Annotated in this window: 17 protein-coding genes; 11 read left to right on the top strand and 6 right to left on the bottom strand. The window is 59.9% G+C overall.

All coding sequences use genetic code 11. From position 1 onward, the window contains the following. Window positions 1-200: 200 nt before the first annotated feature. Complete coding sequence (locus tag FYK55_RS12940; protein ID WP_150076840.1) at window positions 201-1124, top strand: helix-turn-helix domain-containing protein; 924 nt, start codon at window positions 201-203, stop codon at window positions 1122-1124. Window positions 1125-1261: 137 nt separating this feature from the next. Here FYK55_RS12940 and FYK55_RS12935 read toward each other — a convergent pair whose 3' ends face one another. Next, the gene (locus FYK55_RS12935; protein ID WP_150076839.1) at window positions 1262-2404 is read right to left on the bottom strand and encodes a DegT/DnrJ/EryC1/StrS family aminotransferase; all 1143 of its coding nucleotides are present in this window, start codon (window positions 2402-2404) and stop codon (window positions 1262-1264) included. Between the two features lie 283 nt (window positions 2405-2687). Between FYK55_RS12935 and yajC the strand changes: the two genes are divergently transcribed. The 8 genes from yajC to FYK55_RS12900 all read left to right on the top strand — a co-directional run bounded on the left by yajC (window position 2688) and on the right by FYK55_RS12900 (window position 12863). Beyond that, window positions 2688-3086: a preprotein translocase subunit YajC gene (yajC, locus tag FYK55_RS12930; RefSeq protein ID WP_150076838.1), complete on the top strand. Its 399-nt coding sequence runs from the start codon at window positions 2688-2690 to the stop codon at window positions 3084-3086. A gap of 47 nt (window positions 3087-3133) precedes the next feature. Next, entirely contained in the window at window positions 3134-3301 is a 168-nt protein-coding gene (locus FYK55_RS29080; RefSeq protein ID WP_161604481.1) for a hypothetical protein, read from the top strand. Further along, the gene (gene secD / locus FYK55_RS12925) at window positions 3279-6539 is read left to right on the top strand and encodes a protein translocase subunit SecD (protein WP_150076837.1); all 3261 of its coding nucleotides are present in this window, start codon (window positions 3279-3281) and stop codon (window positions 6537-6539) included. The genes FYK55_RS29080 and secD overlap by 23 nt, the downstream gene beginning before the upstream one ends. Window positions 6540-6696: 157 nt before the next feature. Continuing rightward, a complete protein-coding gene (locus FYK55_RS12920) occupies window positions 6697-8760 on the top strand; it encodes a M28 family peptidase (protein WP_150076836.1) in 2064 nt (687 codons plus the stop codon). 119 nt (window positions 8761-8879) lie between these two features. Next, window positions 8880-9632 carry an OmpH family outer membrane protein gene (locus FYK55_RS12915; protein ID WP_150076835.1) on the top strand — a complete coding sequence of 251 codons (753 nt, stop codon included), beginning with the start codon at window positions 8880-8882 and terminating at the stop codon, window positions 9630-9632. A gap of 256 nt (window positions 9633-9888) precedes the next feature. Continuing rightward, entirely contained in the window at window positions 9889-10791 is a 903-nt protein-coding gene (gene lpxC, locus FYK55_RS12910; protein WP_150076834.1) for a UDP-3-O-acyl-N-acetylglucosamine deacetylase, read from the top strand. A 177-nt stretch (window positions 10792-10968) separates the two neighbouring features. Further along, on the top strand, window positions 10969-11781 hold the full coding sequence (gene lpxA, locus FYK55_RS12905; RefSeq protein ID WP_150076833.1) for an acyl-ACP--UDP-N-acetylglucosamine O-acyltransferase: 813 nt from the start codon (window positions 10969-10971) through the stop codon (window positions 11779-11781). After that, window positions 11778-12863, top strand: a complete 1086-nt coding sequence (locus FYK55_RS12900) for a Gfo/Idh/MocA family protein (protein WP_150076832.1) — start codon at window positions 11778-11780, stop codon at window positions 12861-12863. The genes lpxA and FYK55_RS12900 overlap by 4 nt, the downstream gene beginning before the upstream one ends. 195 nt (window positions 12864-13058) lie before the next feature. Here FYK55_RS12900 and FYK55_RS12895 read toward each other — a convergent pair whose 3' ends face one another. The 3 genes from FYK55_RS12895 to FYK55_RS12885 form a co-directional block, all read right to left on the bottom strand. Next, window positions 13059-14312 (bottom strand): outer membrane protein assembly factor BamB family protein, encoded by a 1254-nt coding sequence (locus FYK55_RS12895; protein WP_150076831.1) that lies wholly within the window; start codon window positions 14310-14312, stop codon window positions 13059-13061. Between the two features lie 149 nt (window positions 14313-14461). Beyond that, entirely contained in the window at window positions 14462-16291 is a 1830-nt protein-coding gene (locus tag FYK55_RS12890; protein WP_150076830.1) for a sulfatase family protein, read from the bottom strand. Window positions 16292-16503: 212 nt separating this feature from the next. Next, a complete protein-coding gene (locus tag FYK55_RS12885) occupies window positions 16504-18696 on the bottom strand; it encodes a Tex family protein (protein ID WP_235908652.1) in 2193 nt (730 codons plus the stop codon). A gap of 82 nt (window positions 18697-18778) precedes the next feature. Between FYK55_RS12885 and FYK55_RS12880 the strand changes: the two genes are divergently transcribed. Then, the gene (locus FYK55_RS12880; protein WP_150076829.1) at window positions 18779-19540 is read left to right on the top strand and encodes an exodeoxyribonuclease III; all 762 of its coding nucleotides are present in this window, start codon (window positions 18779-18781) and stop codon (window positions 19538-19540) included. 33 nt (window positions 19541-19573) lie between these two features. Here FYK55_RS12880 and FYK55_RS12875 read toward each other — a convergent pair whose 3' ends face one another. After that, window positions 19574-20602, bottom strand: a complete 1029-nt coding sequence (locus FYK55_RS12875) for a hypothetical protein (RefSeq protein ID WP_150076828.1) — start codon at window positions 20600-20602, stop codon at window positions 19574-19576. 257 nt (window positions 20603-20859) lie between these two features. On the opposite strand from FYK55_RS12875, the gene FYK55_RS12870 reads away from it, so the two are divergent. After that, complete coding sequence (locus FYK55_RS12870; protein WP_201743704.1) at window positions 20860-21804, top strand: sugar phosphate isomerase/epimerase family protein; 945 nt, start codon at window positions 20860-20862, stop codon at window positions 21802-21804. Between the two features lie 198 nt (window positions 21805-22002). Here the strand turns inward: FYK55_RS12870 and FYK55_RS12865 are convergent, their stop codons facing one another. Further along, entirely contained in the window at window positions 22003-23751 is a 1749-nt protein-coding gene (locus tag FYK55_RS12865) for a sialate O-acetylesterase (protein WP_150076827.1), read from the bottom strand. Window positions 23752-23814: the final 63 nt, after the last annotated feature.

Raw genomic sequence — 23814 nt, 5'->3', positions numbered from 1 at the left:
ATGAAACAACGACCGGATGCGGAAAAAACAAAATATTTAGAAATTGGCCGTGTTTTGTGGTGCCGGATGACGCATCAGATTGTAAGACAGGTTGGCAAAATGAACGATTTTGCTACCGTTTGATGACCTGGACAGCCCAGGAAATGTCCTGGTAAACGTTCAAAGCGTTCAGGGTGCTGCCTTCCGCCCCCGGAGACTCCGTGTCCGACGCCCCGCCTCAGTTCTCTCCCAAGCAGGTTGCCGCTTCGCTGCAGGTCAGTGAATCGTCGGTCAAGCGTTGGTGCGACCAGGGCATCATTCCGACGATCCGCACCGTCGGCGGGCACCGACGGATCACGCTTTCTGGTCTGCGCGAGTTTCTCCGCGCGACCAACCGGATGCTGGTCGACCCCAAGCCGTTGGGGGTGGAGTCGCTGGGGATCGACGCCCGGGTGATGGACGTCGCTAGTCGCCCCCGGACACGTCGTCGGCCGATACCCGGGCAAGGGAATGAGCCGATTCAGCAGGAATTCCGCGCCGCGCTGGCTTGCGGCGACGAGGCCCGGTGCGAGCAACTGATGCGCGACCGGATCGCTCTGGGCTGGACCCGGGCCGAAGCGGCAGAAGACTTGATCACCGACGCGATGCGAGGATTGGGGGACGCGTGGGATTGCGGCGATCTGGAGGTGTACCAGGAACGGCGGAGCTGCAACATTTGCGCGCGTCTGATCTACCAGCTCCAGGACGGGTTGGAGGAATTGCCCGAGGGAGCGCCGACAGCAATCGGCGGTGCCCCGGAGAGCGACCCTTACCAGTTGCCGAGTGCTCTGGTGGAGTTGGCGCTGCGTGAAAGCGGTTGGAACGCCGTCAATTTGGGAAACGATTTGCCGCTGGAGTCGCTCGTCCAAGCCGTTTCGGATTACCAGCCCCGCTTGGTCTGGTTGAGTGTCACCGCCGTCGATGACCCGGCCCGGTTCATTCGCGAAGAGAACAAGCTCGCCGACGCGTTGGGCGATGAGGTCAGTTTGATTGTCGGCGGGCGGGCTCTGGGAGACGACCTGCGACCGAAGTTGCGCTACACCGCGCATTGCGACGGCTTGCGTCACCTGGTCGAGTTGGGGGCGATCTTGAAGCGGGGAACGTGAATCGATTCAGCCGGATAGAAAACGTCCTTTCCAGGATCCTTGGTGGCGTTTGGGCAGCCGTCTCCGTCGGCTTGCACCGACGGCAGGAAGCTTTCGCCGCTTCGCGGCTGGAATCAAGGGAGTGGCCGTTGTCACCGTCACGCGGCGAAGGCATTCAGTATTTCAACCACGCGGTCACGTTGGGGGCCGGTTGAAAGCAGGGCCGAATGGTCCAGGACGCAAAGCTGTTGGTCCAGGGCTTGGCAGCGCTGCAGCGGGCCCAGCTTGTCACAACGGCGATCGCTGCTGCGGTGCATCGATCGATAGCCCGTTCCGACCGGCAGGCCGGCTTCGGACAGCTGGGTGATTAAGTCATCGCGTCGATCGGATTGCCAGGCCCATTTGTACAGCGTCGATGTCCGATCGGCCGACGGCAGCGCCGACGCCGTCCGCGTCCAGGGAACGGCCGCCAGGATCTGTTGCACGGATTCCGCCCGCAGCCGGTTGCAGGCGTCCAGCCGATCCAGTTGCGGCAACAAGGCGGCGGCCTGCAATTCGCTCATGGGCAACGCGTCACTGGGGCGATCCAGCCACCGATTCCAGCGAGATTCGATTACCGGGTCTGCTGTCAGCACGGCGCCGCCGTTGCCGGCCGTCAACGGTTTGCTGCCCCCGAAGCTGAAGACGGCAGCGTTGCCCCAACTTCCCGCCGGTCGGCCGTCGATGATCATGCCGGGCACCTGGCACGCGTCTTCGATCAACGCGAAGCCGCGCCGGTCGCATTGTTCGCGGATCGAAGCGACGGCGGCGCCCACGCCATACAGGTGCGAGACGATGACGGCTTTGACGTCCGCCGGGCAGGCTTGCACGGCCGAAGCGTCCAGCGAGTAACTGTCGGACGCTGCATCGCCCAGCACCGGTCGCCCGCCAAGCAGTTCGACAGCGCGAAAGTTGCCCGGGTAGTCGTAGCCGCACAGCAGGACCTTGTCGCCGGCGGAAATTCCGACGGAGCGCAGCGCCAGCTCAATTCCGGCCGATCCGCTGCAGAGCAGCCGGCAACTCGGGCACCCGCCAAGTTCGCCGATCCGGATGCGAAGCTGTTCGGCAAGCCGGCCGTGGTAGCGACCCCAACTGCCATCAGCCAATGCGTGCGAGACCGAGTCAGTGATTTCCGGCCATTGGGGGGGCCAGGGCGGCAGCCAGGATGCCGACCGGTCGCCGTCCGGTCGACGGCCGCCAGGCGTTCCGCGGCTCGCGGTTTGGCGGTGCGGGTCGGTGTGTTCTGAAGCTGCGTCGTTCATGACGGGAAGGATTTGGAGAACAGCAACGGCGAAAGGGTGGGGCGAAACGGACCGTCATCGGCGATCGCGATTGAAAGAACGCGCCTGGCTGGGCTTGTGACCAAAATTGGCCTTCCATATCATGCCGCACTTGGTTTTTCCGCTCTCAGGCCGGCTTTTTGGCTTGTGAAGCTTGTCCTCGTGCATTCGATTGGCGCCTCGCGTTCAAAACGTTTGCTGAATTTAACCTGATTGGGCCCGGATTGTGCTCCCCGTTCTTTCCCATTTCGCCGCATCGCTATCGGTGCCGTGGCCACTCGGCTTGGGGCTGCGCGGGATCATCGCGGACGTCAATTTGCTCGTGGCTCAGGGTCCGAAGGCTGCCCCGGCGGCGGACAAGCCCTTCATCTTGCAGCTGATGGAAAACCCGCTGTTTCCGATCGTGGGCATCCTGCTGATCTTCTACATGACGCTGGTGGTTCCGGAACGCCGTCGCAAGGCCGAAGAAGCCAAGCGGATCGCGGCGATCGGAAAGAATGACCGGGTCATTACTAGCGGCGGGCTTCATGGAACGGTCGTCAGCGCTTCCCCCGAGAGCGACGTGGTGACGCTGCGATTGGACGAAAGCGGCCAGGTTCGAGTCAAAGTCAGCCGTTGGGCGCTGACGGTCGTCAACGAAAAGAAGGCCAAAGAGGCTGAATAGGACAAAGAAGTTCCAACGCGACACGAACCAAATCGCGACCGATACGAATGAATTCGAGTCCGATCCGACGAACGCTCGCACTCGCGGCGGCGGAATCCTTGGCGGACGACCATCCCAACACCACCACGGCACACCTTTACATCACCGCATTCGCTAGCGACTGCATCCTCCCCGACTGCGAAACAATCAACGATGGACTGTCTCTCACTCGCTGAACCGTTTTTCGGTGCCCTCGCAACGATCGATTCGCAATCGATCGGAAACTGGGTCGGCGACGTTTTTTCCGCTCAATTGTTTGCCCAGGCGAAGCCCGACGATGGGATCTCCTGGACGCAACTCGGCTGGGTGGCCGCTGCGTTGGCAGTACTGATTCTGCCCTTCACGGTCGGCGGCTTTTTGGCCAAGCGGATGAAAATGCCCTCGCACTCGTTGCGGCTGGGGTTTGTGCTGTTTGCCATCACGGCCAGCGCCGTCGTGCTGCTCAATCGTCTGCCGGGTCTGGGCGTCGACCTCCGCGGCGGAACGATTCTGGTGTACGAGATCGATCCCAGCAAAGACAATCCGGACAGCAGCGTCAAATCCCAAGACCTGGTTGGACCGCTGACCAAGCGGATCAACCCCAGCGGGACCCGCGAAATCGTGATCCGGCCCTATGGTGATTCTCAAATCGAAATCATCGTGCCGGAGGTGGATCAGCGCGAAGTGGCCGCGATCGAAGAGATTGTCGAACAGGCCGGAATTCTGCGGTTTGCCATTGTCGCCAACGAGGTCGATCACCGCCGGGAAATCGATCTGGCTCGCGACCAGGCCCAATCGGAAGATCGCGCCGTTCGCTTGAGTGAGGTGGTCACGGACATCGACGGATCCGTCGTCGGCCGTTGGGCCGTCGTCGATCAAGAGACCGCCGCCAAGACCGACGTCAAGCCGTTCCGCGTGAACGTCGGCGACGCCATCGTCCGCAACCCCGAGAACGGCCAATTCATCGATTTGCCCAACAGCGTCCGCGGCCGCGACGGGGAGTACTTGCAGGCCCAGTGGGTCCAGCAACAGGGTTTGCCCGGGTTGGAGGTGTTGATGATCATCGACCCCAATCTGGACGTCAAAGGCGAAGACCTCGCCTTCGCTTCGACCACGTTCGACGAAAAGGGGGCGCCCGCCGTCGCCTTCAATTTGACCGATTCGGGAAGCGGCAAGTTCTTCGCGTTGACCACGGAGAATGCCCCGCAGGGAACACGCCAACGCCAGCTGGGGATCGTCCTGGATGATCGTTTGCTTTCAGCACCGAACATTTTGCAGCCGATCCGCAAGCAAGGTCGGATTACGGGAAACTTCACCTCCGAAGAAGTCAAATCGCTGGTCGACATCTTGAAGGCGGGTCAATTGCCGGCCGCCCTTTCCAAGCAACCCATCGCCAAGAACCAGATCGACGCAACGCTCGGGGCCGACACGATCCGCAAGGGTGTTTATGCGATCGGCGTCTCGCTGGCTTTGGTGCTGGTGTTCATTCTGTACTACTACCGATTCGCCGGCCTGATTGCCTGCATCGCCCTGCTGCTGAACCTGGCGATGATTCTGGCGACGATGGTGTTGATCAACCAGCCGCTGACCTTGCCCGGTCTGGCCGGTCTGGTTCTGACGGTGGGGATGTCGGTTGACGCCAACGTGCTGATTTTCGAACGGATTCGGGAAGAAATCAAAAAGGGCGCCAAGGCTCGGATGGCGATCCGCAACGGATTCTCCAAGGCCACAGTCACCATTGTCGACGCGAACTTGACGACGCTGTTTACGGCGATCGTGTTGTACGCGATCGGGACCGACCAGATCCGCGGGTTTGCCGTGACCTTGATCTTAGGCATCCTGTTCTCGATGTTCACCGCGATTTACATGTCGCGAACCCTGTTTGACATCGCCGAGCGGCACAACAAGTTGACCCTCAGCATGTCTGACATGGTCAACAATGTTCGCGAATCGTTGTCCGGTGGTGGCATGTTGGATTTCATCGGCAAAGGGAAAATCTCCCTGGCCGTTTCCGCCGTGCTGATCGTGATCGGCGTCGCCTCGCTTGTCGCCCGCGGCAAGAGCATTCTGGACATTGATTTCGCCGGCGGCTCTTCGGTGCAGTTCCGGGTCAACGAGCAAACGACCACCGAGGAGATTCGTCGCATCGTCGGTGCGGGCATCGGAGAACAGAACGGCGTCGGCGTCCAATTCACCGTCAACGGTGTCACGATGGAAGGTGCCGCCGACGGCACCGTGTTCAAGGTCGATTCGTCGATCGAAGAAGTTTCCGAGTTGCAGCGACGCGTGGTGGCGTCCTTCGCCGATGAGCCGGGCACCGATCTGGTGACCTACGATGTCGATATTCAATCCGCCGGAGCGAACACGTCCGTGATTCAACCGGAATTCAATGGCGTGATGCTGACCGCCCTGCTGCAGGATCAACCGGCAGCCGAGCCTGAAGGCGACAATAACGCCCCGGGTGACGAGGCTGCGAGTGAAGCCGCTGCGGGCCAGGAATCCGGCGACGATTCAGCCGAAGCTCCCCAAAGCGATTCCGGGCCTGCCCTGGATGCCGGGCAGTCCGCCACCCGCCGCATCAGCCTGTCCATTGAAGGTGCTTCCAATGCCGCTTCCATCAGTGGAACCACTTTGGTGGCACGGATGAAGGAAGCTGCGGATGAACTGGGAATCCCGTTGAACGAACGCGCGGTCGAACTCGAGCCTGAAGGCGAGGGGGCGCAGGAATGGAGCAACGGATCGAGCATTCCGTTCTCTGAATGGACCGTGACGTTGCCGATGGGCGAACAATCCGCCGACCAACTGATGCAGGCCGTCGGTCAATCGCTCGGCAGCGAGCCGGTTTGGGTCAGCAGCAGCAGCGTCGGGTCGCGCGTCGCCGGTCAGATGATCGGGCGTGCTTCGGTCGCACTGTTTGCCAGCCTGTTGGTGATCATTGGATACATCTGGTTCCGCTTCCAACGCGTGATCTACGGCTTTGCCGCCGTCGCCGCGTTGATCCACGACGTCTTGATCACATTGGGTGCCATCGCGATCAGCTACTACGTGGCAGACGCCTTGGGTTTCCTGTTGATCGACCCGTTCAAGATCAGTTTGACGGTGGTAGCCGCCTTGCTGACGATCATCGGCTACTCGTTGAACGACACGATCGTGGTGTTTGACCGAATCCGCGAAACGAAAGGAAAGGCGCCGCGGCTGACCAGCGAGATGATCAATTCCAGCATCAACCAGACGCTCAGCCGAACCTTGCTGACGTCGTTGACCACCCTGATCGTGGTGCTGTTGCTGTACGCCTTCGGCGGCGAGGGCATCCACGCCTTTGCGTTCGCATTGGTCGTCGGCGTGCTGGTCGGAACCTACAGTTCGATCTTTGTTGCCAGTCCGATCCTGTACTACCTGGTCGCACGCGGCGACAAGCCGGCCGAAGCGGCTTGATTGAACCGGTGATGGATTCGCGGCGGTACCGTTGCCGGGGCCGGCGGGGCGAACTCAAGGGAGCGAATTCCGCTCCCAGCACGCCTGCAATTCGGCATCCAGGTCAGGTATTTCGCTCGGCCGACTGCTGGGCAAGCATCTCATTGGGGGAAACGTCGTGAATCCAGTGGACTCGCGAAGCCGCGGTGAAACGTCCACGCGGTTGAGTATTGCCGCGGTGGTGTTCGCGTTCGGAATGTTGTCGGCGCAAGCCACCCTCCTTCGCGATGCGGTCGGTCAAGAGGCTTCCAACTCCGGTGGCACCACCGAAGCGCTCCGTCAGGATGTGCAATACCTGGCTTCGGAGGAACTGCGTGGTCGGAGCGTGACCGACGAGACTATCCAGTTGGCCGCCAAGTATGTGGCCGACCGAATGCGTTCGATCGGCCTGCAAACCGACCAGATCGCCGGTACGCCCTTTCAATCGGTCGATGTCCCGGTTGGCAGCGAGGTCGGAAGCCAGGACCGCAACTTTTGCCGAATCCAGCTTGCCGACGAAGAGACGATCGAGGCCCAACTGGGCGACGGGTTTGGCCCGCTGGCAATCGGCAAAGAGAACGCCAAGGCCTCCGGCCGGTTGGTGTTTGCCGGCTACGGCATCACCTCCGCCGAACACGACTACGATGACTACGACGGCGTCAATGCCGAGGGTGCCGTGGTGATGATCTTGCGCAAGGAGCCCGGGATCAGTGATCCAGACAGCCCCTTCGACGGCGTAAAGAACACGCGGCACGCTTTCTTTGCGACCAAAATTGCCAACGCGATTTCGCACGGTGCGGTCGCGGTGTTGTTGGTCAATGATCCTGCCAGCGTTCGCGAAGCGACTCAGGACCAGACCAATCGGATTGCGCAGGAACAGCAACGCCGCGAAGGGCTGGTCCAATTGCTGGAGAATCTGCCCGAAGAAGCGGTCAAGAATCGGGCCGCGACCCAGGAAAAAATCGATCGAATCGACCAACTGATCCAGTCAATGCGGTTGGATTTGCTGACGGCCCAGCGCGGCGTGCTGGGGCTCAGCGACGCGGGACGGCAAACCAAACAGACCGACGCGATCCCCGTCGCCTCGCTTGCGCGTGATTTGGCGGACCGAATCCTCTCGTCAAGCGGATCCGGACTGGAATCGTTGGAAGACAAGATCGATCAAACGTTTCGCCCGGCAAGTCGCGATCTGGAATCGGTCACCGCGACCGTTTCGGTCGATCTGAAACCATCGGTCGCAACCAGTGACAACGTGATCGGCGTGCTGCCGGGCAAAGGAAGCCTTGCCGATCAGACGCTGGTGGTGGGAGCCCACTACGACCACGTCGGGATGGGCGGCTTCGGATCCCTGGCTCCCGGAACCATTGCCGTTCACAACGGGGCCGATGACAACGCCAGCGGCACCGCGGCGATGTTGGGATGCGCGGGCGAGCTGGTCCCCCGGCTGAAATCGGTCGCCAGTCACCGGACCGTGATGTTCATCGCCTTCACCGCCGAGGAACGGGGGCTGGTGGGCAGCCAGTGGTACGTCCAGAACCCGGTCCGGCCGCTGGGAAACACGGCGGCGATGATCAATCTGGATATGGTGGGGCGGTTGCGGGACAACGAATTGACGGTGTACGGCACGGGAACGGCGGACGGCCTGGAATCGTTGGTTGATGCGGCCAACGAGCGGTTCGGATTCAAACTGTACAAGGTTGCCAGCGGCTACGGGCCCAGCGACCACCAATCTTTTTATCGAGCCAAAGTGCCCGTTTTGTTCTTCTTTACGGGTCTGCATAACGATTATCACCGTCCATCAGACGATTTCGACAAAATCGATTTTGGTGACCTGACCCGATTAACCGATATGGTTTCCGATGTGGCATTCCAACTGGCGACGCGTCCTCAGCGGCCGCGTTACGCTGAAACGGAGAAACGCGTTCAGATTCGGCGTCAGATGACGGCGTTTCTGGGCGTGCAGATCTCCCAGCGGGATGGCTCGGTTCGCATCACCGGCGTCACGCCGGACGGACCAGCATCCAAAGCCGGATTGCAGATCGGTGACCAGATACAGCGTCTGGGTGAAAAAGAGATGCGCACCACCGCCGACGTGTTGTCGTGGGTGCGAAATCATTCGCCGGGCGATCGATTCGAAATCAAGGTCATGCGAAATGCGACCGAGCTGACGCTGCGTGGAGAGCTTGAGAAACGTTCGAATTAGCAGCAATCGGAACGAAAAAAAGTTTTTGCTCGCTTTTCGAAACGACGTTTTCAATCTTTACGCCGGCACGCCGGATTGCCACAATCGACGACACTGAACAACGCCGAAGTGATTTCGGCATGCCAGTAAACAGATGGTGGAAGCGGGCAACGGATGTCCGCTTTGACTATTTCGGATCGAATCTGGAAAGTCCAGGTATTCGATTCACTGCTGGCACCAAGGACGTGCGACCCGAAAACGCAAGGAGAGCGAAAGTGCGAACCGTTCGCCATCAAATCTGTGGAATTGCCATCGCAGTGGCATCCGTTGTGGCTCCCAGCAGCATTGCTGAAAAAGCCTCGGCCCAGGATACGGCGCCGCACCGCGTGGCGGTCGTCGACGTCGCTTATATCTTCAAGAATCACCCCGGCATCAAAGCCCAAGTCAGCAAGGTGGAAGCCGACCTGAAAGCTTACGATGCGGAGCTGAAGGAAAAGCGGGAAGCTCTCAAGAGCACCGCGGCCAAATTGAAGGCCCTCAATCCGGCATCGCCCGATTACGCCGCCCTGGAAGAACAGGTCGCGGAAATGGAATCGAAGCTTCGTCTGGATATGGCTCGCAAACGCAAAGAGCTGGCCGACGCCGAAGCCAAGATCTACTTCGAAAACTACCAGCGGATCACCGCCGGCGTGAAGTTCCTGGCCAACCATTACAAGATCAACCTGGTCTTGCGTTACAACAGCGAAGACATGAACGAGTCCAGCGGCGAGTCCGTGATCCGTGGCGTGATGAAGAACATCGTCTACCACGACGACTCGTTGGACATGACTCCGGGCGTGATGCAGTACCTGGACAAGGTCCTGGTTGCCGGCAAAACCCCGAACCGCCAATAGTTCGCGCGGTTCGCGGGCAGGCCCCTCGCAACGGTCGATCCGGAGCGGGGGCGCGGGGCGTGATTCCAACGCGGCGAATGTGTCTTGACGCAGCGGTTGTCGTTTCCGAGGCGTCCGCCAAACGGCGGCGATCGGACGCGCCAGCGTGACAATCGTCGGTTCGCTTCGGATGCGTCAGGACGTGGCAGGTCAAGCTTCAACGGACACGGATGTCCGTCACTTGGTATCGCCGACCCTTTCGGCAGGGAGGCCGGACGTGATCATTTCGCGAAATCAACATACCCTCGCTTCGGATTGCGAAGTCGTTGGCACCGGGTACTGGTCCTCCAGACAGACCCGTGTCGTGATGCGTCCCGCCGAGAAGAACTCGGGGGTGCGATTGGTCCGAAGCGATCTTCCCGGTCGACCGTCTTGCGTCGCTCATGTCCGCCACCGGACGGACGCCAAGATGAGAACCAACCTTGCCGATGGCGAAGCCCGTTTTCAGATGGTCGAGCATCTGATGGCGGCGCTCTACGCCATGGAAATCGACAACTGCATCGTGGAAGTCGACGGGGAAGAGTTGCCGGGGTTGGACGGAAGCAGCTTTGCTTACGTCCAGGCGATTTCGGGTGCCGGGCTGGTGATTCAGGCGGCCGAGCGGCCGCGTCTGGTGATCGAGCAATTGATCACGCTGCACGACGGCGCCGCTTGGTTGACGGCTTCCCCGGCGACCTCCGGCGTCAGCCAGTACGGATACCAGCTGGTGTTCGACCACGCGTGTGCGATCCCCAATCAAAGTTATGCCTTTGCGTGCACACCCCACCGATTTGTACGTGACGTTTCCGAGGCACGAACCTTCGTGACCGAAGATCAGGCGGAAATGTTGCGTTCTCAGGGTGTCGCCCAGCACGTTTCCTACAGAGACCTGCTGGTGTTCGGTGATGCCGGCCCGATCGACAACCAACTGCGTTACCCCAATGAATGTGCGCGGCACAAAGCCTTGGATCTGGTTGGTGACCTGGCCCTGGCCGGAGTCGAGCTGGTCGGAAAGTTCGTCTCGCACCGCGGCGGCCACCGATTGAACGGAAAAATGGCTGAAGCGCTTTATCAGTTGGCGCTGCAAAGCCAATCGCGCAACAGTCGCGACGGATCGGTCAGCCGGCGTCCGGCCGCCTGAGTCCGACTGCGGATCATGAATGGTTCCCATCCCACCACCTGCCACCCGCCACCAATGAAAACGACTTCGATTCCTCTCGATTCCGAACGCCGGGATTGACTAAGGTGCGGCGGTCTACGACGACTCGCCCCCCATTCCAAACTCACGACCGTTTCTCCACACGTAGATTGTTTTGCCATGAGTGTTGTGATCGCTCAAACCGCCGTTGTTGATCCGCGTGCCCAATTGGGAACGGGCGTCCGAATCGGCAACTTTTCCGTCATCGGGCCGGACGCCAAGATCGGCGACGGAACGGTCATCGAAGAGCATGTCGTGGTGACCGGACATTGCACCATTGGAGAGCGAAACCACATCTTCCAGGGAAGCGTCATCGGTGGCCATCCGCAGGACACCAGTTACAAGAACACGCCGACCCAAGTCCTGATCGGCGACAACAACATTTTTCGCGAACACTGCACCGTCAACCGGGCGACCGAGAAAGAAGACGGTGTGACGGAAATCGGCAACAACAACTTTTTCATGGCGGGAACCCACGTCGCCCATGATTGCAAGGTCGGTGATCGAATTGTGATCGCCAACAACGGAATGCTCGGCGGACACGTTCGCGTTGGCAACGATGTGACCATCGCGGGCGGAGTGGGAGTCTCTCATTTCGCCACGGTCGGTCAACTGAGCTTTGTCAGTGCGATGAGCCGCGTGCTTCACGACGTCCCGCCCTACACGATTGTCGACGGTCAGCCGACCAAGCCGCGGGCGATCAACACGATCGGATTGAAGCGGCACGGATACACTTCGGAAGACATCGCCGTATTGGTCCAAGCCTTCAAACTTTTGTATCGGGCCCGCGTGGGAGTCGAGAAGGCTCGCGAGACCGTTTTCAGCAAGGGGCCGATTCGCCCCGTGCTCAAACACCTGTTCGACTGCGTCGATCGTTCCTGCAGTGGGCGGCACGGACGTGGCCAAGATCAACGGAGCAAGAAAGCAGCATGACCCGATTGCGAGTTGCCGTCATCGGAGCCGGCCATCTGGGGCGGATCCACGCAAAACTGCTCTCCAGTGTCGACGGGGCCGAATTGGTCGGGATCAGTGATCCGATCGAATCGGCTCGCCAGAACGCCCGAAAGCTGTTTGGCGTGCCGACCGTGGCCGATTACCGCGAATTGATCGACCAGGTCGATGCCGCGATCATCGCCGCTCCCACCGACGCGCACGCGGAGATCGCCACGGACTTGCTGAAGTCTGGTAAACATTTGTTGGTTGAAAAGCCGTTAGCCACCACGGCTGCCGACGCGAATAAACTGGCCATGCTTGCCTCGGCACGTCGGCTGACGCTGCAGGTCGGGCATGTCGAACGCTTCAATCCGGCGTTCACCTCGTTGGAACAACTGTCCGTCGATACGAAATATGTCGAAGCCGTTCGGGCCTCGCGGTTTCCGGGACGATGCCTGGACGTCGGGGTGGTCATGGATCTGATGATTCATGACATCGACCTTGTTTGTTCGATGACCGAAGCACCGGTGCGACACGTCGCCGCCAGTGGTTTGGCGGTGGTCAGCGACCACGAAGATTTGGCGGAAGCCCGGGTCGAATTTGAATGCGGTTTGGTCGCCAACTTGAAGGCGTCTCGGATCAGCCCCACGCCCGCCCGCAGCATGCAGGTGTTTGGATCCAACGGATTCGCCGAGATCGATTTCTCCGGTCCCGCATTGCACACCGTTCGACCGAGCACCTCGTTGGTCGAGCGCACGTTTGACCTGGAAGTTGCCACGGACAATCCGCTGCAGTATGCCGACGAGTTGTTCCGAGACCACTTGGGAATCGAAACCCGCGAGCTGGAACCACGCAACGCGATCCTGGATGAACTGCATGATTTCGTGATCAGCATCCAGTCCGGGATGCTGCCCACGGTCAGTGGAGCCGACGGAGCTCGTGCGGTGACCATCGCGGAAGCGATTCTGGACTCGATCAAACATCGCCAGTGGTACGGCGACGCGACGCCAAGCGAAATCGGCCCGTTGGCCTCGGTTCGGCCCCGCATCGACGCCCCCTCACGAACCCGCAAAGCGGCCTGATCCGTCGAGGCTCTGTCTGAAAGCTCGCAAAACCCGTGGCTACCATCGCGATCGCGGTGGAAAGCGACGCTCTGGCGAGCGTCGCTACTCGTTTTTTGCTCCCGTAGGGCATGCTGTGCATGCCTGCAGCCCTACTCTTTTTTTCTCCCGTAGCATGCCTCTCGTCGACTGCGCCTGCGATCGCTGGCGGCTGGTTTACGGATTCGTCCGGATACAAAACAGGTGTTCGCGCGTGCGAACGAAAAGATCGCCTTCGGAGATTGCCGGCGAGGCGAAAACGGATTCCCCCAATTCGTTGACGGCAACGACTTCCGGCTCACGGGACGCTCGCATCACAGTGGTTTCTCCGTCATCGGACGTGAAGTAGACCCGTCCCGCGGCAGCAACGAGCGACGCGCTGAAGTGACGTCCCAATCGTTCGCGCCACAGTCGTTCTCCGGTGGATGTGTCGAAACAATGGGCAATGCCGCGGTCGTCGGCGACAAACAGCAGCCCATCGACGACGACCGGCGAGGGCACGTAGCTCTTGGCGTCATTGACGTGCCATTTCACGTGTGACTCGGTGACGTCGCCTTCGCCTCCGGGACGGATCGCCATGACGTGGTAAGTTGGAAAACCGGCCGTCAGATAAAAACAGTCGCCGTCGTCGACCATCGAAGCGACGAACTGTTCGGTCGGTCCTTCGATCCACCACAGCCTACGGCCATCGACCGGATCAAATCCGGCAACACGCTGACTGCCGCTCAGGATCAACTGCATCTTCCCGTCGACTTCGCGAAGCAGAGGGGTGACGTAGCTGCGTGTTTGATGGACCCGCGGCGTTTTCCACAGCAATTCCCCGGTGTGCCGATTCAAAGCCGCCAAATACGACTGGCCGTCATGATCTCCGTTGACGATCACCTCATTTCGGAACAGGACAGGGCTTGTGCAAAAGCCATGAATGCTGGCGAACGTTCCGACGGTCTTGATCCATTGTTGCTGGCCGTCATGATCGTAGCAGGCGACAACCATTTCTCCCGGAACGCCTCGTTCTCCGCTCCCGTCGTCGGTCCGAAAGAAGGTGACGAAGACTGCCTGTTCGTCCGCGGCGGGCGTCCCGGAGGCTCGGCTGTTGAGTTTGTGCATGCCCTCCAGTGGCGCCTCGATGACGACGCGTGTCCACCGGATGCTGCCGTTTCGACGGTCCACGCAATGCAGCAAACGCTGATTGGACGATGGGTCACAGGCGGTCAAGAAAACCACGTCTCCGATGACGACCGGGGAGGAAAAACCGGTCCCCGGGATGGCCGACTTCCAACGAATATTTGTTCCCGCCTGGCCATCCCAAACCGTCGGCACCTGCGTTTCCTGACTGGTGCCGTCGCCCCGCGGTCCGCGCCAGCCTGGCCAGTCCTCGGCGAAGCAGCAGGTTCCCAACAACGCCAGAAAGATGGTCCAGACAAAACGCATGGAGAAGCTCCTGGTTCGGTTCAACGGCGACATTGGCTCGCGAAAAGGTATCAGACGTCGTGAACTTTTGGGGGGACCGCCCGAGAACCGTTCACGCGGTCGTTCTGCCGGTTGCGATTGGGGCGGTCGAGTGACGGTCGATCGCTGGATCACTTCGCCGGATCCACGCTGACGGGGCCTTCACTGCGGTGCAACAAGTTGGTGGGATAATCTTCGCCGACAAACGTCGCGACAAACACCGCCTGGCCACGGTAGTCCGCGGGAATCTGAAAGGGCACTTCCAGTCGGCCATCGGCGGACGCCGTCTTGACGACGCGTTCGATTCGTCGGCCCTGGGCATCCTTCAGCGTGACGTGAAACGATTGCTCACCCAGTTTTTCGGGCAGCTGATGCACGACCGTGACAAGGAACCGCTGGCCGGGAACGGCTTGTTCGGGATACTGCAATCGGAACAGGTTGGGGTTTTGGCGGGTCTGGTTTGGTGACTGTCGCGAACGTTGCCGCCGGTTTCGACGCGCGTCCGACTCTGCTTGCACGCGATCCACATAGGCACTGACAAATGCATCGTCGTCACGGTTCTGGAACACTTCCAACATCGGGTCGTCCGACTGCCGCATGAATTCCAGCATCGCCTGCCGATGGCGGCGGAGTTGATCGGCGTACTTGGGATCGTCGATCAAGTTGTGCAACGCATCAGGATCGTTCTGGTAGTCATAGAACTCTTCGCGCACCCCGTGGCGGAACAGTTCCAGTCGCTTGGCAACTTCTGGATCGGACTGAGCAACTTTCTGCATCGCACGATAAGTCAAAGTTCCCGTCGTTGCCGTTTTGAAAACGCGATTGCCGTCGGACCAGGGGTTGAACAGGTATCCAAAGCGTTTGGATTGCACGCTACGCATCGGACTTCGGTTTCCGCCGGCGTTCTCGTTGTAGACCTTGTAAACCATGTCGCGTCCATCCTGCGGCTTGCCCAGTAACGTGGGATAAAAAGAACGCCCATCGAATCCCTGGGGAGGATCGATGCCCACGATTTCGACCAGCGTGGGTAGCAGGTCCACCGCCGAGATCATCTCTTCTGTGTTCACCGTTCCCGGCTTGACGACGCCGGGCCAGCGAACAATCCAAGGCGTTTTGGTGCTGTGGTTCCACAGCGCGGTTTTCGCGAAGGGCAGCGGCATACCGTGGTCGGAAAGAAATATCACCACCGTATCGTCCGACTGGCCCGACTCCTCCAACGCTCGAAGCACCTGCGAGACGCAGTCGTCGGCGCGGCGGACCGAAGAGTAGTAATGGGCAAGCTCCAGCCGTACATCCGGATGGTCGAATAAGAAGCCCGGGATCGGCACTTCGTCTGCCGTAAAAACGTGGGACGGAACGTTCTTGTCGGCAACCACCTGGCCGCGACCGTTCATCGCGTAAAACGGCTTGTGCGGATCCGAGATGTTGATGTTCAAACAGAACGGCTTGCCCGCTTCACGTGCCAGGTCAATACCACGTTTGGTCGACCGGTAGTACGAAGCTGGGCTCTTCATGTCCTGCTTCTGCCCATCAATTTCGGTCAGGTCAGCGTCCCAGCCGTAGGGCTGATACGGGGTCGAGTGGGATACCTTTCCGCGGATGGCAACGAAGTAGCCCGCCTGTTTCATCAGGTCCACCAGGTGCGGATAGTCGGCATCGCGAACCTGGTAAAATCCTTCCACACCCGTGTTGTGCGGGTAGCGTCCGGAGAACATCACGTTGCGAGATGGATAGCAGTTGCCGACTTGAACGTGGGCATGCTCGTATCGCAGGCCTTCGGCGGCCAGTCGATCAATGGTCGGCGTTGTTTCGGCCAGTTCGCAACCGAATGCGCCGACCGAATCGCAACTCATGTCGTCGACCGTCACGATCAACAGGTTGGGGCTTTCAGCTTTGGCATCGCCGCCGGTGCTGACTGCCAGCAATCCAATCAGGAGAACGAACAGAGGGGGGAGTCGCATCGGTGGTATCCTGGGCGGTGCTGCGGTGCATCAGGACCGGTTGGTCCGGGGAGGATTTGGGACAGCCATGGTATCACGGGCAGCCGAGCCCGTGGCGGCGCAAAATGGGTTCGATGGTGATCGGTACGCGTGCAGCGTCTATTGATGAATGGCAAGTTGGCATTCGTTCACACCAGGAATGGTGCGGAATGCCGACGTCAGGAACATCAGCATCAGAATTTCAACGTCAGCGAAATTCGTTTTCGAGCCGCGTCAACCTCCAGTACCTTCACTCGGACGACGTCACCCACGGTCACGATTTCGCTGGGGTCGGACACAAAGCGATCAGCCAGTTGCGAAACATGCACGAGCCCATCTTGATGGACGCCCACGTCCACGAAGGCTCCGAAGTGCGTGACGTTGGTGACCTGACCCTCCAACACCATCCCGGCGGTCACGTCCTCAAACGCGTTGACCGTCTCGCTGAATTTGACCGCCCGAAACTCGCTGCGAGGATCTCGCCCGGGTTTGGCCAACTCCGCCAAAATGTCGCGCACCGTTGGCAATCCGACCTCCCCCTCCACAAATTCCTCAGGACTGAGCGTTTGCGTTAGAGCCGGGTTCCCCAGCAGCGAGTTCACGTCACGGCCCAGTCGTTGAGCCATGTGTTGCACGACCCGATAGCATTCGGGGTGCACCGCCGAATCGTCCAGCGGTTGAGCACCGCCGCGAATGCGTAAGAAACCGGCGGCTTGTTCGAACGCCTTTTTGCCAAGCGTCGGTACGGACGTCAGATCTGTGCGGCTGGCAAAGCGACCGTGGCTGTCACGATAGTTGACAATGCGTTCGGCCAATTTGGGCCCGATTCCCGCAACGTACGAAAGCAGCGGCGCGCTGGCCGTGTTCAGGTCCACGCCGACGGTGTTGACGCACGATTCGACCACGCGGTCCAGGCACTTGCGAAGCCGCGGCTGATTGACGTCGTGTTGGTACTGACCCACGCCGATGGACTTCGGGTCGGTTTTCACCAATTCGGCCAAGGGATCCTGTAGCCGCCGAGCGATGCTGATCGCACCGCGGACGGTGAGATCCAGATTTGGGAATTCCTTGACGGCCAGATCACTGGCGGAATAGATCGATGCCCCCGATTCGCTAACCATCACGGAGGTTACGCTCAAATCGTTCTCACGGACCAACGTTCGCACAAACGATTCGGTTTCTCGTGAAGCCGTCCCATTGCCGATGGCGATCAATTCGACGCCGTGCTTTTGAATCAACCCGATCAGCGTTCGACCCGCGGCATCGGTGTCATTTCGCGGCGGCGTCGGAAAAACGGTTGCGTGATCCAGGAACCGCCCAGTCTTGTCCACCACGGCCAACTTACAACCGGTTCGAAAGCCCGGGTCCACTCCCAAGGTGACGCGAGGTCCCGCTGGAGGCGACATCAACAACTCGCGGAGATTCTTTCCAAACACCTCAATCGCTTCCTCGTCGGCTTGCTCCTTCAGCTGTTGCAGGATGGTCGATTCGGTCGCGGGAATCAGCAACCGTTGGTAGCAGTCCTGCACGCATGCCCGCAACTCCGAGGCAAATTCGAATTGACGATTCTGAACCAGGCGCCGCGTCAGTTCGTCCAGTTCTCGTGTTCCGTCGAAATGCAATTGGACACGCAGCACGCCTTCGGAAACGCCGCGCATCATCGCCAACACCCGGTGCCCCGGCACACGTTTGACCGATTCAGTGCGGTCGAAATACTGTTCGAACTTGTCGGCTGACGTTTCGTCTTTCTTCCCACGTTTGACTTTCGATGTCAGTTTTCCGAACTTGAATGCCTGGTCGACCAGCCACTTGCGGGTCGGCGGATCTTCCGACCACTGTTCGGCAACAATATCCAACGCACCCTCCAGCGCGGCTTGGCAGTCCGGAACGTCGCCGGATGCGTCCACGTAGGGTTGCAGCGTGGCCGTCTTGGACTGCCCGAGACTCCGCTGGGCCATCAGCTGGTCGGCGAGTGGCTGCAGCCCGCGTTGGCGGGCGATTTCGGCACGCGTCCGACGTTTCGGCTTGAAAGGCAGGTAGATCAATTCCAGCGAGGCCATGTCGCCGCACTGCTGGATCTGTTGTCGGAGGGCATCGGTAAGCAAACCTTGCCCGTCGATCGACTTCAACACGGTCCGCTTCCTTGCCTGTAGCAGCTCAAATCGCTCCAACGCGTCTTCGATTGCCCGCAACTGAATCTCGTCCAAGGTGCCGGTCGCTTCTTTGCGGTACCGGGCGATGAATGGAACTGTATTGCCCGATTGCAGCAGCTCGATAGCCACCCGAATCCGCTGCGGTGGGATCCCCAATTCGGTGGCGATGGCGGCGACCATCGCTTGATCGATATCGGAACGGCCGGTTCGTTTTGCGTCGGATTGATTGCTCATGGCCGGAAGTATAAAAGATCTTTCCAGTTCTTAAAGCAAGCTTCTCCCGCGACGCCGACGACCAGCCCCCCGAAAACACGCGATGAAACTGATTTCTTGGAACGTGAACGGAATCCGCGCCGCGATGGACAAGGGGTTCCGGGATTTCGTTGTTTCCGAACAGCCCGACATCTTGTGCCTGCAGGAAACGAAAGCCTCTCCCGAACAGGTGGACCTGACGTGGGCTGACGAGCTGGGTTACGCTCAAACGTGGAATTGTGCCCTCAAGAAGGGGTACAGTGGGACGTCCATTTGGAGCCGCGTTCCGATCCGAAAGACTTCGTTGGGAATCGGTGCGTCGGAACACGACAATGAAGGACGCGTGATCACCGCAACCCTGGACGATTTTCACCTGGTGACGGTTTACACACCAAACTCGCAACGGGGCTTAACCCGATTGAACTACCGCCTGCAGTGGGACGCGGCGTTTCTGGACTACGTCAGAAAGCTCAACCGTCGCAAGCCCGTCATTTTTTGCGGCGACGTCAACTGTTCGCACCAGGAAATCGATTTGGCGAATCCAAAGGCGAATCAAAAGAATGCCGGCTTCACGCCCGAAGAACGCGCATCCTTGGATCGTGTTTGCAAGGCGGGATTCGTCGACGCTTTTCGAGCGTTCCATGATGGCCCCGGTCACTACAGTTGGTGGACGTACCGCAGCAACGCCCGTGAGAGGAACATCGGCTGGCGGCTCGATTATTTCTGGGTCGCCAAGAAGTTCATGGATCGAGTGCAGGGTGCAAGCATTCGTCACGACGTGTTCGGATCGGATCACTGCCCGGTCGAATTGACGCTGCACGAATGAGATTCTTCAGCGCCGCACCGAGCGGGATCCGGGCTATCGTTCCCGTACCAGAGCGTCGCGGTCCAGACGTTGACCGCGGATCGTGGTCGTGACCTGTTTCAAAAAGCGTTCCGCATCGGAGGGGTACCCGGCCGTCGGACGCAAAGGCGGGTCCGCGTCGTGATGGCGGGCGAAATACCGATTCAACGACTCCATCGCTTTTTCCCGCAAGTATTTTGCGACCAAAGACGAGAAAGCGACAGGTGCGAATGCATCGCCTTTGACGGTGAATCGAATCGCAAAGTCGCTGCCACGAAACGGGACTCGATAGCTGCTTTCGCCCGATGTCTCCAAGCCGACCTGCACCAACGAACCGTCGAACGCCGCTTGCAGTGGCGCGGCGTAGTAGCGTCGACCGCCGTGGCGGTCACAGTACACCGAAATGGATTCGCCGGCTCGGCTGGCCGCATCGATGTCGTGGGTCGAGTGCAACAACGTCCGGACCAGGCCCAAGGTGGCTTCGGATAGCAAATCTGATTTGTTTCGGCCGCCGGCACAGTGTCGATTGAACGCGTTGGCGGTGATGATCCGGGTTGCGACGCCGATCAACCTGGCTCCGCTTGCGGACCAGTGGTCGATCAGTGGACGGACGTTGCCGACGGCGACTGATTCCGCCGCAAAGTCGGACAGCCAGGGAGTGCCCGCGATGGAATCAGCGTCTTCGGGCGCCAAGTCCTGTACCAGCTGCACACTCGCGCCTCCGATGCCCGCCCACCGACATCCGGCCAGCGCCACCGTCTCCAAAACGCCATAGCCCGGATCCCCCGATTTGCGAGCCGACCGTGGTTGGAAGATGGACTTGGAATCGTCCACCAAGATACGACGCGTCCCCAATTGGAAGGGGCGTGCGAGCGTTTGGAATGCGGCGAAACAACTGTCGGCCGTTCGATCCACCCCGTCTTCGCCCGCCGCGTGCGTTTTTCCACGCTGCTGGCCGTCTGGGATCTGCCAAACGGTGCCTGCGATCACCAGCGGCCCGAGACGGGGGCCGTAGCCGGCTTCGTCGGTTGCAATCAGAATCATCGGCGGATCGACGTGGGGAAAGACCGAAACGGGAAACCTGCAGACAAGGTTCTGGCAATCCAGCTGGTTGACCGGATCGTTCGATTGATTGCTGATTTCACTGGACTGCTGATTTCACTGCCCGCGGCATCGGGACGCAAGACCCCGGTTATAGTGTGGGGAGATCGAATGCGGCCGCGGCATCCAATTGGGCTGCTCGAACTCGCGTGGCCGGCAAAACTCCCTTTCCCACTCTCCCTTCACTCGGTGAATCCTCCATGATCCATTCACGTCGTCATTGGTTGAAAGCATCCGCTGGCGCCGCCGCGATTGCCTGCTTGCCCCGATCGGCGAGCGCGGCCGGGACCGGGCGCAAATTCACCATCGATCTTCGTCCCGGTAGTATCGGCGTCAAAGCGAACCAGATGGAGGCCATCGCGCTGGCGGCGAAACACGGCTTCGAATCGGTCACTGCCTCACCGGCTGATCTGGCCAAACTTTCGGATGCCGAAAACGAGTCATTGCTGGGGCGTTTGGAAGAGGAGAATCTCGTCTGGGGTTCCTCGGGGCTGCCGGTTGATTTTCGCAAGGACAAACTGACGTATCGAAACGGCCTGAACGATCTGCCGCAGCTTGCCAAAGCGTTGCAGCGAGCCGGGGTGACCCGGATGGGCACCTGGATCATGCCGGGCCATGACGAGCTGACTTACATCGACAACCTGAAGCAGCATACCGAACGGTTGCGCGCATGCGCCAAAATCTTGAAAGACCACGGTCTGCGTTTGGGGCTGGAATACGTCGGAACGCCTTCTCTGCGAAGCAACCTGCGATACCCCTTCGTGCACAACATGCACGAGACGGCGGAGCTTCATGAGGCCATCGGAGAGGACAACGTGGGGTTCATCCTGGATTCCTGGCACTGGCACACCGCGGGCGAGTCAGCCGATGACATTCGGGGTTTGAAAGCCGAGCAAATCGTCGGATGCGACTTGAACGATGCGCCGGCAGGGATTGAATTGAATCAATTGAAGGACAACGAGCGGGAATTGCCGATGGCAACCGGTGTGATTGACACGAAGTCGTTCTTGCAAGCTCTTGTCGAAATTGGATACGACGGGCCGCTGCGCGCCGAGCCGTTCAACAAGCAGCTGAACCAGCTGGACAATGACGCGGCGTGTGCCGCCACCTCCAAAGCACTGCACAAAGCCTGCGCCTTGGTGTGACGACTTCATGCTCCGTTGCAAGGGAAGTCGAGCGTGCCGACGCTCGACTTTCTCGGTGAGAATTGGTGTAGGGGCAAGCGCAAACGCTTGCAATCAACCTTCACCCTCCCCCGTGGCTCGTGCTTCGCCTTTGACCGTCCGGGAGGAAGGGTGAGCTGCACGACCTCCGGGCACGACGCGGGATTCTGGCCGGGCCCATCATTTCGAGGTGGCTTTCGGGGCCGATGACCGGAATGTTTTCAGGGACTCATTCAACTCCCGGGAAACCTCCCGAAACGCTTCACTACCCGGCTGGAGTTGATTGCGTTTTTGTTTCAAGGCCTGGATCTTTTCCGCGATCTGACGACGAGGATTCTGGGCAGCTCTTGCCGAGGTAGTGGCTGCCGGTTCAACGTCGTCCCACTGGTCGGTGCGAAAGACCGACGTCGGCAGTCCTTCGCTGTTGACCAGATTCGCACCTTGGGGATTGGAAGCCCACGCGTAGCGGACGGCGATCGGTTTCGAGACGTCCGGGCTGCTGACCGCGACGCGGTTGGGAGCCACGATCTTTGCGTCGGCCCAGTGCCAAACACGATCATCGCCAGCGATTTCGAATCGGTTCAGGGACTCTCCGTCGCGCGAACGTAGTCCTTCGCCCACGTGATCGAACGTGATTTCAATGGTGTCTCCCGAAACGTGCTCGGACTGGAAGAGTGGTCCGGAATACACCAGGTCCCGATCGTAATCCTTGGCGAGAGCCCATCGAGCCAAGCGTTCGCCGGGGGCCTGTTTGTTTTTAGGGTGAATGTCCTTTGCCTCGCCCACGTCATTGATCACGGCCATGCCGGTTTTGGGTGTGGTTTGCAGGATTCGACGCATCCGGTCTTGCAGCAGCGCCCATGGGTCGGTGCTGCCCGCTTCCGTCGTCGGGTCGCGAAAATTCGCCAGTTGGACGAAATAAAACGAAAAGTCGTCGTCCCATCGCTGCCGCCAATCGCGAATCATCAATGGCAGCGTGATGTCGTAGGGAATCGCACCGGGTTTTGCGTTGGCTTCACCCTGATACCAGATCGCCCCTCGGAGCGTGTACCCGACAAACGGGTTGATCATGGAATTGAACAGGACTCCGGGTTGCCCTTCGGTATTCAGGGGACGCTTGGGCGGTGACGGTTTCCGTGGCTGTCGACCTCGCTGGTCCGGTGGCAACGCTTTTCGTTTCTCAACCGCAGTGTTCCATTGTTCCAGACGTTTCTGATAGGCAGCGTTGGCGGTTTGCAGATCGAAACTCGCGTCGGCTTTGATGGCGGCATCCACTTTGTCCCTGGTTTGGGGCAGCGACGTCAGTGCTTCGCGACTGGTAAAGGTTTCTACGGGTTTGCCGCCCCAGGCGGATTTGATAACGCCGATCGGAACGCCAAGCTCCTGCTGCAGCTTTCGGGCAAAGAAGAACGCCACGGCGGAATAGCCGCTGGCGGTCTCCGGGCTGCAAATCGTCCATTGGCCGTCGATGTCCGTCTTTGGCTCCACGGAAGTAACCGTCGGGGCGTTGAACATTCGAATCTGAGGGTAATCGGCCTTGGCAATCACCGATTGGTATTCGGGCACGCGATTCATCGTGAACACCATGTTCGACTGCCCCGACGCGAACCAGACTTCTCCGATCAAAACGTCTCGGATCGTTTGTTGATCGTCTCCACTGGCAACCGTCAGCTGCGTACCATTGCCGTCAGCCTTTCCCGTCGGAATCGTCGTCCGCCATCGGCCCTGCGCGTCGGCGTGGGTCGTCACACGCTGGTCCTTCAGGGTCACCGTGACGTCGGCATTGGCCGTCGCGGTTCCCCAAATCGCTGCATCTCGCTCCCGCTGCAGCACCATGTGATCGGAAAAGAAGTGCGGCAGAGCTAGCTCGGCCCAACTCGCCGCGGGGAAGGAGACCAGCAGCCCGGTGACCAACAGTAATCGCATCATGGTGACGATCCGGAAGGGGAAAGAGGGGGAAGAATGAGGATCGGCGGATCGGTCGCGACGCCG

Origin of the sequence: Roseiconus nitratireducens (assembly GCF_008629675.1) — a bacterium.
GTDB lineage: Bacteria > Planctomycetota > Planctomycetia > Pirellulales > Pirellulaceae > Stieleria > Stieleria nitratireducens.
The sequence above is the reverse complement of the archived record's forward strand: the minus strand, read 5'-3'. Positions and strand labels throughout refer to the sequence as shown.